This window comes from Streptomyces sp. WAC03905 (genome assembly GCF_057371075.1).
Genome location: NZ_JBXYDZ010000003.1, coordinates 3,866,809 through 3,883,369 on the forward strand (window position 1 = coordinate 3,866,809; position 16,561 = coordinate 3,883,369).

Sequence of the window (16,561 nt, forward strand, 5' to 3'; positions counted from 1 at the left end):
CGTCGCACGCCGTACCGCAACTAACCTCGCTCCCATGACCGTTGAGCTGAACGAAACCGTACGGGGCCTGCTGGACGCGCCGCATCCCGCCGTCCTGTCGACCATCAACCCCGACGGGAGCCCGCAGAGTTCCGTGATCTGGGTGACCCGCGACGGGGGCGACCTGCTGATCTCCACCGAGCAGGGCCGCCGCAAGGAGCGCAACATCGTGCGCGACGGCCGGGTCGGCCTGACCGTCTTCGACCTGGCCAATCCCTTCCTCTACGCCGAGATCCGCGGCACCGCCACCGTCACCGAGGACGTCGGCAGGGCGGTGGCCGTCCGCATCGCCGAGGAGTACATGGGCCCGGGCGCCGGCAAGGAGTACCAGGACGCCCCGCCGGAGGACGTCCGCGTGGTCGTCCGCATCACCCCGACCAAGGTCCTCGGCAACGCCGCCCGCTAGAAGTGCTCTTGTCGGCACGCCGGATCAGGGTCCCCGCCCCGCTACGGCAGGAGGGCCCTGGTCCGCGTCCACGCGTCGACCGACGTCGCCAGGGGGCCGTCGTCCGGCAGGTGGGGGCGCAGGGCGGTCAGCCACGGAATCAGGTTCTTGATGCGGCGCAGGTGGCGGATGCGGTGGTGCGGGAGGTCGCGCCAGGTGCGGCCCTGGGCCGCCGCCTGGGGCGGGGTCAGGTCGATCAGTGCCAGCAGCTCCCGGCACAGGTCCACCGGGTCGCCGCCGCGGTCCGGGCCGAACTGCTCGATCAAGTACACCTGAACGTGGGCCAGTTCGGGCGCTCCGGCCAGTTCGGGCGTGGCTTCGGCCGCCGCGCAGCGGTGGGTGGCGGCCAGGGCCACCCGGCCCCAGCGCAGCCGGACCCCGTCCGCCAGGCGCTCGTCGCGCATCCGTACGCCGGCCAGGACGCGCAGGGTCCGGGGCTGCGGTTCGTCGCGCAGCGGCGGGTCGGTGGCCAGCCAGGCCTCCAGGTCCTCCAGCGCGTGCCCGTCGGGCGGCACCGCGGTCAGCACCTGTCCCCGGGAGAGCAGCGCGACCATGGCGCCGCTGAGGCGGACCTTCGCGGTGTGCCCGGCGTCGAAGGAGTGGACGGGCCGTCCGTGCCGCTCGATGTGGCGCAGGCACATCCGCGACGCGCCCACGGCGTAGACCTGCCCGGCGCGGGCCACCCCGCCGATGCAGCGGACCACGCACACGCCACCCGTGACGTCGGCCTCCTCGACGGAGTAGACCTGCAGTTCGGCCATGGACACCCCGGCCCCCTTCCCCCGGCGGCAGGTTACCGCCCGGGGCGGGCCGGATCACCGGCCCGGGGCCTCCAGGACGAGCCGGACCTCGGTGACCCGGTAGCCCGCGCGGTCGAAGGCGGCGGCCATGGGCAGGTTCACGGTGTCCGTCGTCGCGGTGATGCGGTCGGCCCCCTCGGCGGCGTGGAAGCGGGTGATCTCGGCGAGGACCTCGTCGATCAGGCCCCGGCCGCGCTGCTCCGGTACGACACCCAGGTAGCCGACGTTGCGGTGGTACGGGGTCGCGGAGGGCACGGCCAGTCCCGCGAGGCGGCCGTCGGGCAGGTGGGCCAGGCGCCACCAGGAGCGCTCGCCGGGGCAGTCGCGGTAGAACGCGAAGTCCTCGCGGGCCAGCTGCTCGGCGTCCATCAGCTCCAGTTCGTGCCGGGTGGCCAGGTCGAGGCTGCCGCGGGAGAGCCGGACGAAGGCGTCCAGCATCTCCTCGTCGCTGCCGTCGCGGAAGACGAGGCGGCCGGTGGGCTCGGCCGTCCCGGCCGCCGGGGTCCACTCGTAGCGCAGGCGCTCGATCTCGCGGGTCAGGCCGGTCCGGTGCGCCGCCTCCCGGCGCCAGGCGACCGCCGCGGCCAGCCCGGGGTCGGTGTGCCAGCCGCGGGGCAGCGAGATGTTGTAGCCCGGGCGCCTGCCGAAGGCGGTGTGGCCGGCGTCCAGCAGCCCGGCGGCGACCGCGGCGGGGTCGGCCACCCCGGCCCGCACCTGGAGGCAGTCGAGCGCGATCGGCTGCGCGCTGTCGGCCCGGCCCCACCACAGGGCGCGGGCGAGGACCTCCCCGTTCTCGTCCTCGGCGGTCCAGGTCCACTCGGGGCGCATCCGCTTCCCGGCGAGTTCCTCGCGGATCCTCTCGGCGGTCAGGGCGGGGACGGGGCCGTCGGCCGGGTGGGCGACGGCGCGGTCCAGGTCTGCGGGGTCTGCGGTGGCAGCGCGGAAGAGCATCCGCCGATGATCACACGGTGCCTCCCGGCCCGACCGGGGATTCCGGGCCCGGCAACGGCCGACGGCCGGCCTCCTCGGGGGAGACCGGCCGTCGGCCGCGTGAGCGGGTCGGCTACGACCAGGTGATCAGCCGACGGGGGTGTTCCAGGACCGCCGCGATGTCGGCGAGGAACTTGGAGCCGAGCTCGCCGTCGATGAGGCGGTGGTCGAACGACAGGGCCAGGGTGGTGACCTGGCGCGGCTTGACCTTGCCCTTGTGGACCCACGGCTGGAGCTTGATCGCACCGACCGCGAGGATCGCGGACTCGCCGGGGTTCAGGATGGGCGTCCCGGTGTCGACGCCGAAGACGCCGACGTTGGTGATGGTGATCGTGCCGTTCTGCATGTCGGCCGGGGAGGTCTTGCCGTCGCGGGCCGTGGCGACCAGCGAGGACAGGGACTCCGACAGCTCTCCCAGGGTCTTGGCGTGGGCGTCCTTGATGTTCGGGACGATCAGCCCGCGGGGCGTGGCCGCCGCGATGCCCAGGTTGACGTAGTGCTTGAGCACGATCTCCTGGGCCGCCTCGTCCCAGGACGCGTTGACGTCCGGGTTGCGGCGGATGGCCACCAGGACGGCCTTGGCGATCAGGAGCAGCGGGTTGATCCGCAGGCCCGCGAGGTCCGGGTCGTCCTTGAGCTCCTGCACCAGCTTCATCGTGCGCGTCACGTCGAGGGTGATGAACTCGGTGACGTGCGGCGCGGTGAAGGCGGACCCGACCATGGCCTGGGCGGTGACCTTGCGGACGCCCTTGACCGGGATACGGGTCTCGCGCTCCGGGGTCCCGGCCGCCGGAGCGGCCTCGGCGACCACGGCCTGGGCCGGGGTCTGCGCCGCGGCGGGGGCCGCGGCGGCGGGGACGGTCTGCGGGGCGATCGCCGCGGCGGCCGCCGCGTGGACGTCCTCCCGGGTCACGACGCCGCCGTCGCCGGTCGGTACGACCGAGGCCAGGTCGATGCCGAGGTCCTTGGCGAGCTTGCGCACCGGCGGCTTCGCCAGCGGCCGCTCACCGGTGGGCTGGGCCGGGACGGCGGGGAGCACCGGCGCGGCCGGGGCGGCGGGCGCCGCGGGGGCGGCCGTGCCGTTCTGCGCGGCCGTGGTGGCCGTGGCCTTGCGCGGGCGGCGCTTGGTGGAGGCGGTGGAGACGCCGTAGCCGACCAGGACGGGCTGGCGGGCCTCGGCGGCGGGCTCCTCGGCCGGAGCGGCCGCGGCCGCCGGAGCCGAGGCAGCGGCCTCGGCGACGGGCGCGGCGGCCGTCTGGACCGGTGCCCCGGCGCCGGCGTCGCCGGTCTGCACCGAGATGATCACCTGGCCGACGTCGACCGTGGTGCCCTCCTCGAACAGGAGCGCGTGCACGACGCCGTCGAACGGGATCGGCAGCTCGACGGCGGCCTTGGCCGTCTCGACCTCGCAGACGACCTGGCCGTCGGTGACGGTGTCACCCGGCTGGACGTACCACTTGAGGATCTCGGCCTCGGTGAGGCCCTCGCCCACGTCGGGCATCTTGAATTCGCGGATGGTCATGGAACGCGGCTCCTCAGTACGCCAGCGAGCGGTCGACGGCGTCGAGCACCCTGTCCAGGCCCGGCAGGTACTCGTCCTCCAGGCGGGCCGGCGGGTACGGGGCGTGGAAGCCGCCCACGCGCAGCACCGGGGCCTCCAGGTGGTAGAAGCACCGCTCGGTGATGCGGGCGGCGATCTCCGAGCCCACGCCGAGGAAGACCGGCGCCTCGTGGACGACCACGAGCCGGCGGGTCCGCTCCACCGACGCCTGGATCCCGTCGAAGTCGACCGGGGACATCGAGCGCAGGTCGAGGACCTCCACCGACTTGCCCTCCTCGGCGGCCGCGGCCGCCGCCTCCAGGCAGACCTTCACCATCGGGCCGTAGGCGGCCAGGGTGAGGTCGGCGCCCTCGCGCACCACGCGGGACTTGTGCAGCTCGCCCGGGATGGCCTCGGTGTCGACCTCGCCCTTGTCCCAGTAGCGGCGCTTCGGCTCGAAGAAGATCACCGGGTCGTCGCTGAGGATCGCCTGCTGGAGCATCCAGTAGGCGTCGCTCGCGTTCGACGGGGAGACCACCTTCAGGCCCGCGACGTGCGCGAACAGCGTCTCGGGGGACTCGGAGTGGTGCTCGACCGCGCCGATGGCGCCGCCGTACGGGATGCGGACGACGACGGGCAGCTTGATCTTGCCCAGGGCCCGGGCGTGCATCTTCGCGAGCTGCGTGACGATCTGGTCGTACGCCGGGAAGACGAAACCGTCGAACTGGATCTCCACGACCGGCCGGTAGCCGCGCAGGGCCAGGCCGATGGCGGTGCCGACGATGCCCGACTCGGCGAGCGGGGTGTCGATGACCCGCTCCTCGCCGAAGTCCTTCTGCAGGCCGTCGGTGATGCGGAAGACACCGCCCAGCTTGCCGACGTCCTCGCCCATGATCAGGACCTTGGGGTCCTGCTCCAGGGCCTTGCGCAGCGACTCGTTGAGCGCCTTCGCGATCGACATCTTCTCGACAGCCATCAGTGACCCTCCTCGGCCGGCTCGAAGGACGCGAGGTAGGCGGCGAACTGCGCGCGCTCCTCGTCGACGAGCGCGTGCCCGTCTGCGTAGACGTTCTCGAAGATCGCCATGGTGTCCGGGTCGGGCATGGCGCGCACGGCCTCGCGCACGCGCTTGCCCATGGCCTCGCTCTCGGCCTCCAGCTCCTCGAAGAACGCCTCGTCGGCGCCCCCGGTCGCCAGCAGGTGGGCCTTCAGCCGCTGGATGGGGTCCTTGGACTCCCAGGCGGCCCGCTCCTCGTCCCGGCGGTACTTCGTCGGGTCGTCGGAGGTGGTGTGCGCCCCCATGCGGTACGTGAACGCCTCGACCAGGGTCGGGCCCTCGCCGCGGCGCGCCCGGTCCAGGGCCCAGCGGGTCACGGCCAGGCAGGCCAGGACGTCGTTGCCGTCGACTCGGACGCCGGGGAAGCCGAAGCCCTGCGCGCGCTGGTAGAGCGGCACGCGCATCTGGCGCTCGGTCGGCTCGGAGATCGCCCACTGGTTGTTCTGGCAGAAGAACACCACGGGGGAGTTGTAGACCGCGGAGAAGTTGAAGGCCTCCATCACGTCGCCCTGGCTGGACGCGCCGTCGCCGAAGTAGGCGATCACGGCCGCGTCCGCGCCGTCCTTGGCCACGCCCATCGCGTATCCGGTCGCGTGCAGCGTCTGCGAGCCGATGACGATCGTGTAGAGGTGGAAGTTGTTGAGGTTCGGGTCCCAGCCGCCGTGGTTGACGCCGCGGAACATCCCGAGCAGGTTCGTCGGGTCGACCCCGCGGCACCAGGCGACCCCGTGCTCGCGGTAGGTCGGGAAGACGTAGTCCGCGTCGTTCAGCGCCCGGCCGGAGCCGATCTGCGCGGCCTCCTGGCCCAGGAGCGAGGCCCACAGGCCCAGCTCGCCCTGGCGCTGCAGGGCGGTCGCCTCACCGTCGAAGCGGCGGGTCATGACCATGTCGCGGTACAGCCCGCGCAGGTCCTCGGTGGTGATGTCTGCGACGAAGGAGGCGAACTCCGCGTTTTCCGCGTTGTCGACCCGTTCCCCTTCGGGCGTCAGCAGCTGTACGAGCTGAGGTTCAGCGTCCTGCGTCTGCGCGGTGGCAGCGGCGGGCTTGGCGGCGCTCGCCGCACCTGCCGCCCGCTTGGTGCCGCTGCTGCGTCGCGGCTTGCGCGCGGCAGTGCTCTCCACGGTCACTTGTGCTCCTCCGTCGGTCCGGCACCCGGGTTCTCCGGGGTCCAGTGCGGCTCACCTGCATCCGTAACGAGCGCACGGGGTGGGTGCGCGTCGCGTACGGGATTCAGGCGTGACAGGCGTCCCGGCGAGTGCCCTGCGCAATGCACGTTACCCAGTGCGCCGCATAACTGCGAAACCCCGTTTGACCTGCGTTTTTGCTTGGATTTCCAAGTAAATCCGCAGCGGCGGGAACAACCACTGGTCACAGCCTTGCAGGGGCCGGGAACAACGGCACGTTATCCCGGGTAACTCCGGCAGGGAAGGGGTGAGTGTGTGAAACTGACTTCGTGCGCGAAGACGGAAAAATCAAGGTATTCCTCCTGGACGACCACGAAGTGGTCCGTCGGGGCGTCCACGAGCTGCTGTCGGTCGAGGAGGACATCGAGATCGTCGGCGAGGCCGGTACGGCCGCCGATGCCCTGGTCCGCATCCCCGCCACCCGTCCCGACGTGGCCGTCCTCGACGTCCGGCTGCCGGACGGCAGCGGGGTGGAGGTGTGCCGCGAGGTGCGCTCCCGCAACGAGGACGTCAAGTGCCTGATGCTGACCTCGTTCGCCGACGACGAGGCCCTCTTCGACGCGATCATGGCGGGCGCCTCGGGCTACGTGCTCAAGGCGATCCGCGGGAACGAACTGCTCAGCGCCGTGCGTGACGTCGCCGCCGGCAAGTCGCTGCTGGACCCGGTCGCCACCGCCCGCGTGCTGGAGCGGCTGCGCGACGGCAAGGGCGGCAAGGGCGACGACCGCCTCGCCAACCTCACCGAGCAGGAGCGCAAGATCCTCGACCTGATCGGCGAGGGCCTGACCAACCGCGTCATCGGCGAGCGCCTGCACCTGGCCGAGAAGACGATCAAGAACTACGTCTCCAGCCTGCTGTCCAAGCTGGGCATGGAGCGCCGTTCCCAGGCCGCGGCCTACGTGGCCCGCCTGCATGCGGAGAAGCGGTAGCACCCCGGGGCCACCACCAGGCGTGCAACCGAAGTGTGGTGTCGTACGGGGCGGACCATTTCAATTCCCCGGACCCCCGCCAAGACCTCGCCGTTCACGAAATGCGGACCCGGGCCGAAGAGTTCCCGTTCTTCCGCGGTCGGCTCGATGACCTGCGCCGTTCCGGTGAACTGCACCGGCCCTCGTACGGGAACGGGCCCGGCGGAATGGATTCCGCCGGGCCCGTCCCGTGCTCACTCCGCGCTGTCGGGCCCCGGCGGGGGCTGGGACTTGGTGGGCGGGTTGGTGACCGGGGCGCTCTTGGTCGGGCTGGCGGTCGCGCTCGCCGTCGCGCTCTTCGTCGCCGACGCGGTGGGCGACGTCGTCGCCGACGCCGTGGGCGACTGGCTCGCGGTCTGCGTCCGGGTGCGGGTCGGCTGCACCGGGGTGTCGTTGCTGTTCGACGGCGCGGTGTCCGTCGGCTGGCGCGACTGCGTGGGGTCCGGCGAGTCGGACGCGCTCGGCTTGTCACTGGGGGCGGTCTGGGTCGTCCCCGGGTCCTTCTTCTGGCCGCCCCCGCCACCGCCGACGCTGCTGACGGCGTAGGCCACGCCGCCCGCGATCGCGACGATCGCGAGCACCGCGAACAGCCACATCTTCCACCGGCCGCCGCCGTTGCCGCGCCGGTCGTCGTAGGCCTCGTAGCCCCCGCTGTGACCGCCGCCGTGGCCGCCGGGGCCGCCGGGGAAGGCCGTGCCGTCGTCCGGGTTCAGCGGCGGCACCATCGGCTGCTGGAACTGCGAGGTCGAGGCGTTCGCGGGGTACCCGTGCCCGCCGCCGGCCCCGCCCACCGGCATGGCCGTGGTGGCGGCGGCGCCGCCGCGGCCGTGGGGCAGCGCCATGGTGACCGGGCCGGTGTTCCAGGTACCGGTGTTCGGCCCCTGGTCGTGCAGCATCTGCAGCGCGTACTGGACCAGCCCGCGCATCTCCTCGGCGCTCTGGAACCGGTCGTCCGGGTCCTTGGCGAGGGAGCGCATGACGAGGCCGTCGAGCTCCTGCGGGATGTGGTGGCCCTCGGGCAGCTGCGAGGGCGGTACGGGCGCGTCCTGGACGTGCTGGTAGACCACGGAGAGCGGGGTCTCACCGGTGAACGGGGGCCGCAGCGCGAGGAGTTCGTACAGCAGGCAGCCGGTCGCGTACAGGTCGGAGCGGTGGTCCACGGCCTTGCCGAGGGCCTGTTCGGGCGAGAGGTACTGCGGGGTGCCCATGACCATGCCGGTCTGGGTCATCGTCGCCTGACCGCCGTGCAGGGCGCGGGCGATGCCGAAGTCCATCACCTTGACCGCGCCGGCGTCGGTGATGATGACGTTCGCCGGCTTGATGTCGCGGTGGACGATGCCGTGCTGGTGCGAGTACGCGAGGGCTTCGAGCACGCCCGAGACGATGATGAGCGCCTGCTCGGGACCCGGGGCCTCGGCACTGATGAGCAGGTCGCGGATGGTGCGGCCCTCGACCAGCTCCATCACGATGTACGGGACGGTGTTCGGGCCGACCCGGTCCTCGCCGGAGTCGTACACGGCGACGACCGCGTGGTGGTTGAGCCCGGCGACGGACTGCGCCTCGCGCGTGAAGCGGGCCTTGGACACCGGGTCCTCGGCCAGGTCGGCGCGCAGCAGCTTCACGGCGACGGTGCGGCCCAGCCGCACGTCCTCGGCCGCGAACACCTCCGCCATGCCGCCGCGGCCCAGCCGGTGCGTCAGCCGGTAACGACCGTCGCCCACCAGGCCACCGTCGCCCCAGTGCTCAGGACCATCGGTCATCCCGGCGCCGTTTCCCTCGGGTTCGGGTGCCATCAGTCCTCGCCGTCGTATCTCTCGGCCGCCGCTCAGCGGTGTCCTCTTTATTGGTGCTCCGGTGAACGCTACAGCCTCCGAACCGGTCGCCGTTCGGACAAGGCCACCCTGTGCACGTGTGGTCACGGAACGGGCACCTGGCTTGACGTGTGCTTGCCCTGGGGCAGACTGGGCGCCACGTGCGCCACGCCGGGGGCGCGGGGACACACGCCGAGGGGAACCAACAGTCATGAGCCAGGACGCCACTCAGGGCCAGTACGCGGGCGGCTCTCTGGCCGGTGGCCGTTACCAGCTGCGGGACTTGCTGGGGGCCGGCGGCATGGCCTCCGTGTACCTGGCGTACGACTCGGCGCTCGACCGGCAGGTCGCCATCAAGACCCTGCACAGCGACCTCGGCCGGGAACAGTCCTTCCGCGAGCGCTTCCGCCGCGAGGCCCAGGCTGTAGCGAAACTGTCGCACACGAACATCGTCTCGGTCTTCGACACCGGTGAGGGCGAAGTGTCGTTCGGCGACGGCCGTTCCGGCGACGGCGCGGTGATGCCGTACATCGTCATGGAGTACGTGGAGGGCAAGCCGCTCGGCTCGGTGCTCGACGCGGACGTCCGGCAGTACGGCGCCATGCCGGCGGACAAGGCGCTGAAGGTGACGGCCGACGTGCTGGCCGCCCTGGAGACCAGCCACGAGATGGGGCTCGTCCACCGCGACATCAAGCCCGGCAACGTGATGGTGAACAAGCGCGGCGTGGTCAAGGTGATGGACTTCGGCATCGCCCGCGCCATGCAGTCGGGGGTCACCTCGATGACGCAGACCGGCATGGTCGTCGGCACGCCGCAGTACCTCTCGCCCGAACAGGCCCTGGGGCGCGGCGTCGACGCCCGGTCCGACCTGTACTCGGTCGGCATCATGCTGTTCCAGCTGCTGACGGGCCGGATCCCGTTCGACGCGGACTCGCCGCTGGCCATCGCGTACGCCCACGTGCAGGAGGAGCCGGTCGCCCCGTCCTCCATCAACCGGTCGGTGACGCCCGCGATGGACGCGCTGGTGGCGCGTGCGCTGAAGAAGAACCCGAACGAGCGCTTCCCGACGGCCGCGGCCATGGGCGACGAGGTCGCGCGGGTACTGGGCTCCGGGCAGACCGGGGCGCCGGTCATCGTCCAGGGCCAGGGGCCCCTGAGCAGTGGCGCGGGCGTGTCCTCGGCCGTGTTCCCGCCGGTGGACTCCGGCTTCCAGGCTCCGCCGCAGTCGGTGCAGCAGCCCTACCAGGCGCCGCACAACCCGACACCGGCCCCTTACGCGCCGACGCCCGCCCCGCAGCCGCACGCGCAGGGCGGCTACGCCTACCCGCACACGCCCCCGCCGCAGCAGGGCTACGCGCCGCAGACCCCGCCCCCGTACACGATCTCCCCGACGGGCACGGCGGGCCCGTCGGGCTCCGGTGGCGGCAAGCGGAACATGCCGGTGGTCGTGGGCGCGGTCGCGGTGGCGCTGCTGGCCGTGGGCGGTCTGATCGCGGCGATCTCGATGAACGGGGACGACAAGGACAAGGGGGACGCCACGGCGGATCCGGGTGCCTCCGCCTCCGCGTCGGCGAAGGCCGGGTTCAAGGGCCCCGACGTCTCGCGCACGATCGACCCGAAGAAGTGCTCGGACCCGGTGAAGCACTACAGCGAGGCCGGCAAGTACTCGGCGCCGGACCTCAAGTACAAGAACCTGCTGTCGGTCAAGGCCTGCATCCAGGCCTCGGGCGGCAAGTACACGATCGTCCAGAAGGACGAGGCCGTGTACGGCAAGGACACGGTGCTGAGCCAGACCCCGAACGCCGGGGACAAGATCAACAAGGAGGGCACGGAGTACACGCTGACCGTGTCCACCGGCAATCCGGAGTAGCCGCCCCGCGCGGACGCACGACACACCGGCATCCCGGACACCCGATAGGGCGTCCGGGATGCCGGTTTTGCCCCACTATGTAAATCTGAGCGCATATCGCTGACTCCAGCGAGCACGCCGGCCGCTCGGGACGGGAGGGGCTCCCCGTGATCCAAGGCTTCCGTCCTTCGCGCTGGCTGGCGTGCGCCGCGCTGGCCGCCGCCGCCCTCGCCCCCGCCGCCTCCGCGTACGCGGGCCCCCTCGGCCCGGTCCCTCCCCACCGCGCCCCCGCCGAGCGCGTCGCACCGTACGCCGCCCGTGCGGTGGCCCAGGCGGTGACCCGGACGGCCGCCCAGGCGGCGCGGGCGGCCCGGCCGGCGTACACCGCGGCCTTCGAGCGGGAGGACGAGGGCGAGGACGTCCACGAGGAGCTGGCCGGCAGCGCCGCGGGCGTCGGCCGCGAGCGGCCGGGCAGGCCCGCGGGGGAACCCGCCAACCCCGAGCTGCTCATCGCCTCCCGGCCGCTGCCGGTCCGTCCGCGCACGGAGGCCACGCCGCCCCCCGCCGCGCCCACGCCGCCGCCGCGGGCCCAGGCACGACCCACGGCCATCGGGCCGACCGTGCGTGACGACGTCAGCGCGCTCGGCACCGGCCCGAACGACCGCGCCGCGGACCTGGCCGCGCACATACTGCCGCTCGGTACGGGATTCGCCCTGATGGGACTGGGTCTGGGCTATCTGGGCGTACGGCTGCGCCGGGGCGCCTAACGGCCGCACCGGGGACCGGACACCGCCGAAGCCCACCCCAGAACGGTTGCCCTGCGTGAACATACTCGGTATACATACCGAGTATGTCGATCCGTCACGGGCTTCTCGCCCTGCTGGAACGGGGTCCTCGGTACGGCTCCCAGCTGCGCACCGAATTCGAATCCCGGACCGGCTCCACCTGGCCGCTCAACGTCGGGCAGGTCTACACGACCCTCGCCCGTCTCGAACGCGACGGCCTCGTCGCACCCGACGGCGAGGACGCCGCGGGACACACCCTGTACGCCATCACCGACACCGGGCGCGCCGAGCTGCGCGAGTGGTACGAGCGTCCCGTCGACCGGGCCAACCCGCCCCGTGACGAGCTGTCCATCAAGCTCGCCATGGCCGTGGGAGCCCCGGGCGTGGACATCCGCGCCGTCATCCAGTCCCAGCGGCACGCCACCATCCGCGCGATGCAGGACTACACCCGGCTCAAGGCCACCGCCCTCGCGGCGGTCGAGAACGGACAGTCCCGCGAACGCGACGACGTCGCCTGGCTGCTGGTCCTGGAACAACTGATCTTCCAGACCGAGGCCGAGGCCCGCTGGCTCGACCACTGCGAAGCCCGGCTCGTCCGGCTCTCCCTGCCGGCCGACAGGAGGGCCTCCGCACCCGAACCGCCCCAGGCCGCCGCCGAGACCACGGCTCCGACCACCACCGACCGGCCCCGCAGCGCCCGCACCTGGCGCCGCTGAACCACCGTTCCAGGGGGGAACCCTCATGTCCGACCAGCGCCAGTCCCGGCAACCCGTACTGCAGTTGGAGCGGCTCGTCCGCACCCACGGCAGCGGCGCCACCGAAGTGCACGCCCTGCGCGGGATCGACCTCTCCGTCCACCCCGGCGAACTCGTCGCCGTCATGGGCCCGTCCGGCTCAGGGAAGTCCACGCTGCTGACCCTCGCGGGCGGCCTCGACGTCCCCAGCAGCGGCAGGGTGCTGGTCGAGGGCACCGACATCACCACCGCGAGCCGCAAGCAGCTGGCCGCCCTGCGCCGCCGCAGCATCGGCTACGTCTTCCAGGACTACAACCTGATCCCGGCCCTCACGGCCGCCGAGAACGTGGCCCTGCCGCTCGAACTGGACGGCACCTCGGCCCGCAAGGCCCGCGGCGCGGCCCTCGCCGCCCTGGCGGAGATGAACCTGGGCATCCTCGCCGACCGCTTCCCCGACGAGATGTCCGGCGGCCAGCAGCAGCGCGTCGCCATCGCCCGCGCCCTCGTCGGCGACCGGCGCCTCGTCCTTGCCGACGAACCCACCGGCGCCCTCGACTCCGAGACCGGCGAGTCCGTCCTCGGCCTGCTGCGCTCCCGCTGCGACGCGGGCGCTGCCGGGGTCCTCGTCACCCACGAGCCGCGGTTCGCCGCCTGGGCCGACCGCGTGGTCTTCCTCCGCGACGGCAGCGTGGTCGACGAGACCCTGCGCAGCCACGCGGACTCCCTCCTCTCCGGGCAGGCGGGCGGCCAGTGACCTCCTCGCCCCAAGGCTGGTACCACTCCTGGGTCGCGGCCCTCCGGATCGCGCGCCGCGACGCCTGGCGCGCCAAGGGCCGCAGCTCCCTGGTCCTCGCGATGATCGCCCTGCCGATCGTGGGCGTGAGCGCCGCCGACCTCACCCTGCGCAGCGCGGAACTCACCCCCGACCAGGCCGTCACCCGCGTGGTCGGGGCCGCCGACGCCCGGGTCACCACCTCGTACGTGGGCGGGCCGATCCACCAGGTGCCCGACGGATCGAACTTCGTGCCCGTCACCGGCTCCGACAGCGCCGACGCCCCGGCGCGGGTGGAGGAGGAGACCCCGGAGCAGGTGGCCGCCGCGCTTCCGCCCGGGAGCCGGCTGCTGAAGGACTCCAGCGGCTACGGCAAGGTCCGCACCCGGCACGGGATGCTGGAGACCGACCTGCGCGAGACCGATCTGCGCGACCCGCTGGCCGAGGGGCTGTTCACGCTCGACCGCGGCCGGCTGCCCGAGCGGGCGGGGGAGGTCGTCGCGACCAACGCCTTCCTGGAGAACTCCGGCCTGTTCGTCGGCTCCTCGGTCACCCCGCGCGGCAGCACCTCCGCGTACAAGATCGTCGGTGCGTACGAGCTGCCGGACGACCTCAAGAAGATCCAGATCACCGCCGCGCCCGGGAGTCTGGTCGCCCCCCTCGACGAGGCGCTCCGGACCTCCGGTGGCACCGGGGTGATCTGGGAGAACTCCTACCTGGTCAAGGTGGGCGGCGACGGTTTCACGTGGAACATGGTCCAGGCGGCCAACGCCAAGTCCCTGCTCGTCGTCTCCCGCGCCGTCGCCAACGACCCGCCCGCCGACGCCGACGTCCCCCTCTACCGGCAGGAGCCCAAGGAGCAGTTCCGGCGCAACGGCGGCGACGCCACCGAGATGGCCGTCCTGGCCACCATCGTGGGCCTCGCCATGCTGGAGATCTGCCTGCTCGCCGGACCGGCCTTCGCGGTCGGCGCCCGCCGCTCGCGCCGCCAGCTCGGCCTGGTCGGCGCCAACGGCGGCGACCGGCGCCACATCCGTTCCATCGTGCTCTCCGGCGGCCTGGTCATCGGCGCCGCGGCCGCCGTCTCTGGCACCGCGATCGGCATCGGCCTGACGGTGGCGCTCCAGCCGCTGCTGGAGGAGCAGCTCGGCAACCGCTTCGGCGGTCTCGACTTCCGCCCGCTGGAACTGGCCGGCATCGCCGTGCTGGCGGTCGTGACCGGGCTGCTGTCCGCCATCGTCCCCGCGGTCACCGCTTCGCGGCAGACGGTTCTGGCGTCGCTCACCGGGCGCCGCGGAGTGCGCCGCTCCAACCGGGTGCTGCCGGTCATCGGCCTGATCGCCGTCGCCCTCGGCGCCGGGACCGCCCTCTACGGCAGCGCCGCGGACCTGGGCTCCGCCGTCGTGGCGGGCGGCAGCGCGCTGGCCGAGCTGGGCATCGTCGCCCTCACCCCGGTCCTGGTCGGCCTCTTCGGGCGGCTCGGCCGCTGGCTGCCCCTGTCACCGCGGCTCGCGCTGCGCGACGCCGTGCGCAACCGGGGGCGTACGGCCCCCGCCGTGGCCGCGGTCCTGGCCGCCGTCGCCGGCACCGTCGCGGTGGCCACGTTCCAGCACAGCAGCGACATCCAGAGCCGCCACGAGTACCGCGCCGACCTGCCGCACGGCACCGGCCGCCTGCTGACCTCCGAGAACGGCGCCTACAAGGAGGTCCCCGCCCTGCGCGAGTCCCTGGCCAAACAGCTTCCGCTGGCCCGGCGGGCGGACGTGGACCGGCTGGTCGTGGGCAAGCCGGGCTGTGAGGAGTACACCCGGGACCCCGAATGCGGCCGTGCCCAGATCATCACGCCCAAGGACCAGCGGTGCCCGCTCTACGAGGGCACCGGGGGCTCCGCCGACTTCAGCGCGGAGGAGGCCCGCCGGCTGCGCCAGGACTGGCGCTGCAAGGGGGCGACGCGGGGCACGCGGTACTCCACGGTGGTCGCCGACGAGAAGCTGCTGAACGTGCTCGCGGTCACCGACCCGGGCGCGGTGTCCGCCCTCCAGCAGGGCCGTGCCGTCGCCTTCGACAAGCGCCAGGTCAAGGACGGCAAACTGACCCTGCGGATCATCACCGGGCCGGACGAATCCTTCTCGGGTCCGGCGAGGGAACCGGCCGGCGTGGACAGGACCGTCCCCGTGCACCTGGTCCCGGACGGCACCGAGGGGTGGGGTCTGGAACTGGTCCTGCCGCCCGCGGCGGTGCGGGCCGCGGGGCTGACCACGGCGCCGATCGGCTCGTACTTCTCCCTCGACGGAGCGGCATCCTCCGAGCAGCGCCAGCGGATCAACGGGGACATCGACCGGATGGGCGTGGACGCCTCCCTGCAGATCGAGGCGGGCTACGAGGGCGACGACAGCCTGGTCCTGCTGGCTCTGACCGTCTTCGCCGGTCTGGTGACCATCGGCGCGGCCGGCATCGCCACCGGCCTCTCCCAGGCCGACGCCGAGGCCGACCTGAAGACGCTGGCCGCGGTGGGGGCCGCGCCGCGGGTGCGGCGGACGCTGAGCGGCTTCCAGTGCGGGGTGGTGGCCCTCATGGGCGTCGTCCTGGGCTCGGCGGCCGGGATCCTGCCCGCGGTCGGCCTGCGCCTGACGCAGCGGCGGGAACTGGAGGCGTTCGCCCAGCGCGCCGTCGACGACGGCTTCTCCCTGGCGGGCGAGTCCGTTCCGTTCGTACCGATCGCCGTGCCGTGGGAGACCCTCGCCCAGCTGCTCGTCGTGGTCCCGCTCGGCGCGGCCCTGCTGGCGGCGCTGGTCACCCGCTCCAGCGGTGCGCTGGCGCGCCGGGCCGCGGGCTGAGTCCGGTGCCCCCGTACAGGGTGGATCACGCCTGTACGGGGGCACACCGAGTGAGAGCGAAGGTGTGCGAGAGAATGACGGCATGGAGATGCCGAGGAGTGAACGGTCGCAGGACAGTCCCCCGCACGTCCTGATCGTGGGACAGGACGGGACGGCGGTCGGCGACGCCGATGACGAGTCGCGCGAGGTCCCGGTGACGGAAATGGTCGAACAGCCCGCCAAGGTCATGCGGATCGGCAGCATGATCAAGCAACTCCTGGAAGAGGTACGCGCCGCGCCCCTCGACGAGGCGAGCCGGGTCAGGCTCAAGGACATCCACGCCGCCTCCGTGAAGGAGCTGGAGGACGGACTGGCCCCCGAGCTGGTGGAGGAACTGGAGCGCCTGTCCCTCCCGTTCACCGAGGAGGCCATCCCCTCCGAGGCGGAACTGCGGATCGCGCAGGCCCAGTTGGTGGGCTGGCTGGAAGGCCTCTTCCACGGCATCCAGACCGCACTGTTCGCACAGCAGATGGCTGCGCGGGCCCAGTTGGAGCAGATGCGCCGCGCACTCCCGCCCGGCGGACCCCACGACGACGAGGAAGACGGCGGCCACGGCGCGATCCGCTCCGGCCCGTACCTCTAGCCTCCGGCGACCAGCAGGACCAGCGGGCCCGGCCCGCGCCCCCCGGGGCGCGCACCGGGCCCGCCCCCGTGTCCGGCCCCGCCGGGTCCGGCCCGCCGGCGCGCACGGGGGACAAGCCGCCGGTAAGT

14 protein-coding genes are annotated in these 16,561 nt (G+C 72.8%); 8 read left to right on the forward strand and 6 right to left on the reverse strand.

The genetic code is table 11. The features are described from left to right. Positions 1-34: 34 nt before the first annotated feature. Positions 35-445, forward strand: coding sequence for a PPOX class F420-dependent oxidoreductase (locus tag AC2RP6_RS19960; RefSeq protein WP_486447426.1), 411 nt, complete (start codon positions 35-37; stop codon positions 443-445). A gap of 41 nt (positions 446-486) precedes the next feature. Here AC2RP6_RS19960 and AC2RP6_RS19965 read toward each other — a convergent pair whose 3' ends face one another. The 5 genes from AC2RP6_RS19965 to pdhA all read right to left on the reverse strand — a co-directional run bounded on the left by AC2RP6_RS19965 (position 487) and on the right by pdhA (position 5,998). Continuing rightward, positions 487-1,245: a hypothetical protein gene (locus tag AC2RP6_RS19965; protein ID WP_486447427.1), complete on the reverse strand. Its 759-nt coding sequence runs from the start codon at positions 1,243-1,245 to the stop codon at positions 487-489. A 54-nt stretch (positions 1,246-1,299) separates the two neighbouring features. Further along, on the reverse strand, positions 1,300-2,235 hold the full coding sequence (locus AC2RP6_RS19970; RefSeq protein ID WP_486447428.1) for a GNAT family N-acetyltransferase: 936 nt from the start codon (positions 2,233-2,235) through the stop codon (positions 1,300-1,302). Between the two features lie 112 nt (positions 2,236-2,347). Then, positions 2,348-3,796, reverse strand: coding sequence for a dihydrolipoamide acetyltransferase family protein (locus AC2RP6_RS19975; RefSeq protein WP_486447429.1), 1,449 nt, complete (start codon positions 3,794-3,796; stop codon positions 2,348-2,350). 13 nt (positions 3,797-3,809) lie between these two features. Then, entirely contained in the window at positions 3,810-4,790 is a 981-nt protein-coding gene (locus AC2RP6_RS19980; protein WP_486447430.1) for an alpha-ketoacid dehydrogenase subunit beta, read from the reverse strand. Next, complete coding sequence (pdhA, locus tag AC2RP6_RS19985) at positions 4,790-5,998, reverse strand: pyruvate dehydrogenase (acetyl-transferring) E1 component subunit alpha (RefSeq protein WP_486447431.1); 1,209 nt, start codon at positions 5,996-5,998, stop codon at positions 4,790-4,792. The genes AC2RP6_RS19980 and pdhA overlap by 1 nt, the downstream gene beginning before the upstream one ends. Positions 5,999-6,324: 326 nt before the next feature. Here pdhA and AC2RP6_RS19990 point away from each other — a divergent pair, with 326 nt between their 5' ends. Next, positions 6,325-6,984, forward strand: coding sequence for a response regulator (locus AC2RP6_RS19990; protein WP_486447432.1), 660 nt, complete (start codon positions 6,325-6,327; stop codon positions 6,982-6,984). A 233-nt stretch (positions 6,985-7,217) separates the two neighbouring features. Here AC2RP6_RS19990 and AC2RP6_RS19995 read toward each other — a convergent pair whose 3' ends face one another. After that, on the reverse strand, positions 7,218-8,816 hold the full coding sequence (locus AC2RP6_RS19995) for a protein kinase domain-containing protein (RefSeq protein ID WP_486447433.1): 1,599 nt from the start codon (positions 8,814-8,816) through the stop codon (positions 7,218-7,220). Positions 8,817-9,045: 229 nt separating this feature from the next. Between AC2RP6_RS19995 and AC2RP6_RS20000 the strand changes: the two genes are divergently transcribed. The 6 genes from AC2RP6_RS20000 to AC2RP6_RS20025 all read left to right on the forward strand — a co-directional run bounded on the left by AC2RP6_RS20000 (position 9,046) and on the right by AC2RP6_RS20025 (position 16,433). Beyond that, positions 9,046-10,704 (forward strand): Stk1 family PASTA domain-containing Ser/Thr kinase, encoded by a 1,659-nt coding sequence (locus AC2RP6_RS20000; RefSeq protein ID WP_486447434.1) that lies wholly within the window; start codon positions 9,046-9,048, stop codon positions 10,702-10,704. 146 nt (positions 10,705-10,850) lie between these two features. After that, complete coding sequence (locus tag AC2RP6_RS20005) at positions 10,851-11,450, forward strand: hypothetical protein (protein WP_486447435.1); 600 nt, start codon at positions 10,851-10,853, stop codon at positions 11,448-11,450. Between the two features lie 83 nt (positions 11,451-11,533). Continuing rightward, the gene (locus AC2RP6_RS20010) at positions 11,534-12,184 is read left to right on the forward strand and encodes a PadR family transcriptional regulator (protein ID WP_486447436.1); all 651 of its coding nucleotides are present in this window, start codon (positions 11,534-11,536) and stop codon (positions 12,182-12,184) included. 25 nt (positions 12,185-12,209) lie between these two features. Then, a complete protein-coding gene (locus AC2RP6_RS20015; RefSeq protein ID WP_486447437.1) occupies positions 12,210-12,956 on the forward strand; it encodes an ABC transporter ATP-binding protein in 747 nt (248 codons plus the stop codon). A gap of 101 nt (positions 12,957-13,057) precedes the next feature. Then, complete coding sequence (locus tag AC2RP6_RS20020) at positions 13,058-15,811, forward strand: FtsX-like permease family protein (RefSeq protein WP_486450387.1); 2,754 nt, start codon at positions 13,058-13,060, stop codon at positions 15,809-15,811. Between the two features lie 82 nt (positions 15,812-15,893). Further along, positions 15,894-16,433 (forward strand): bacterial proteasome activator family protein, encoded by a 540-nt coding sequence (locus tag AC2RP6_RS20025; RefSeq protein WP_391698102.1) that lies wholly within the window; start codon positions 15,894-15,896, stop codon positions 16,431-16,433. Positions 16,434-16,561 lie beyond the last annotated feature (128 nt).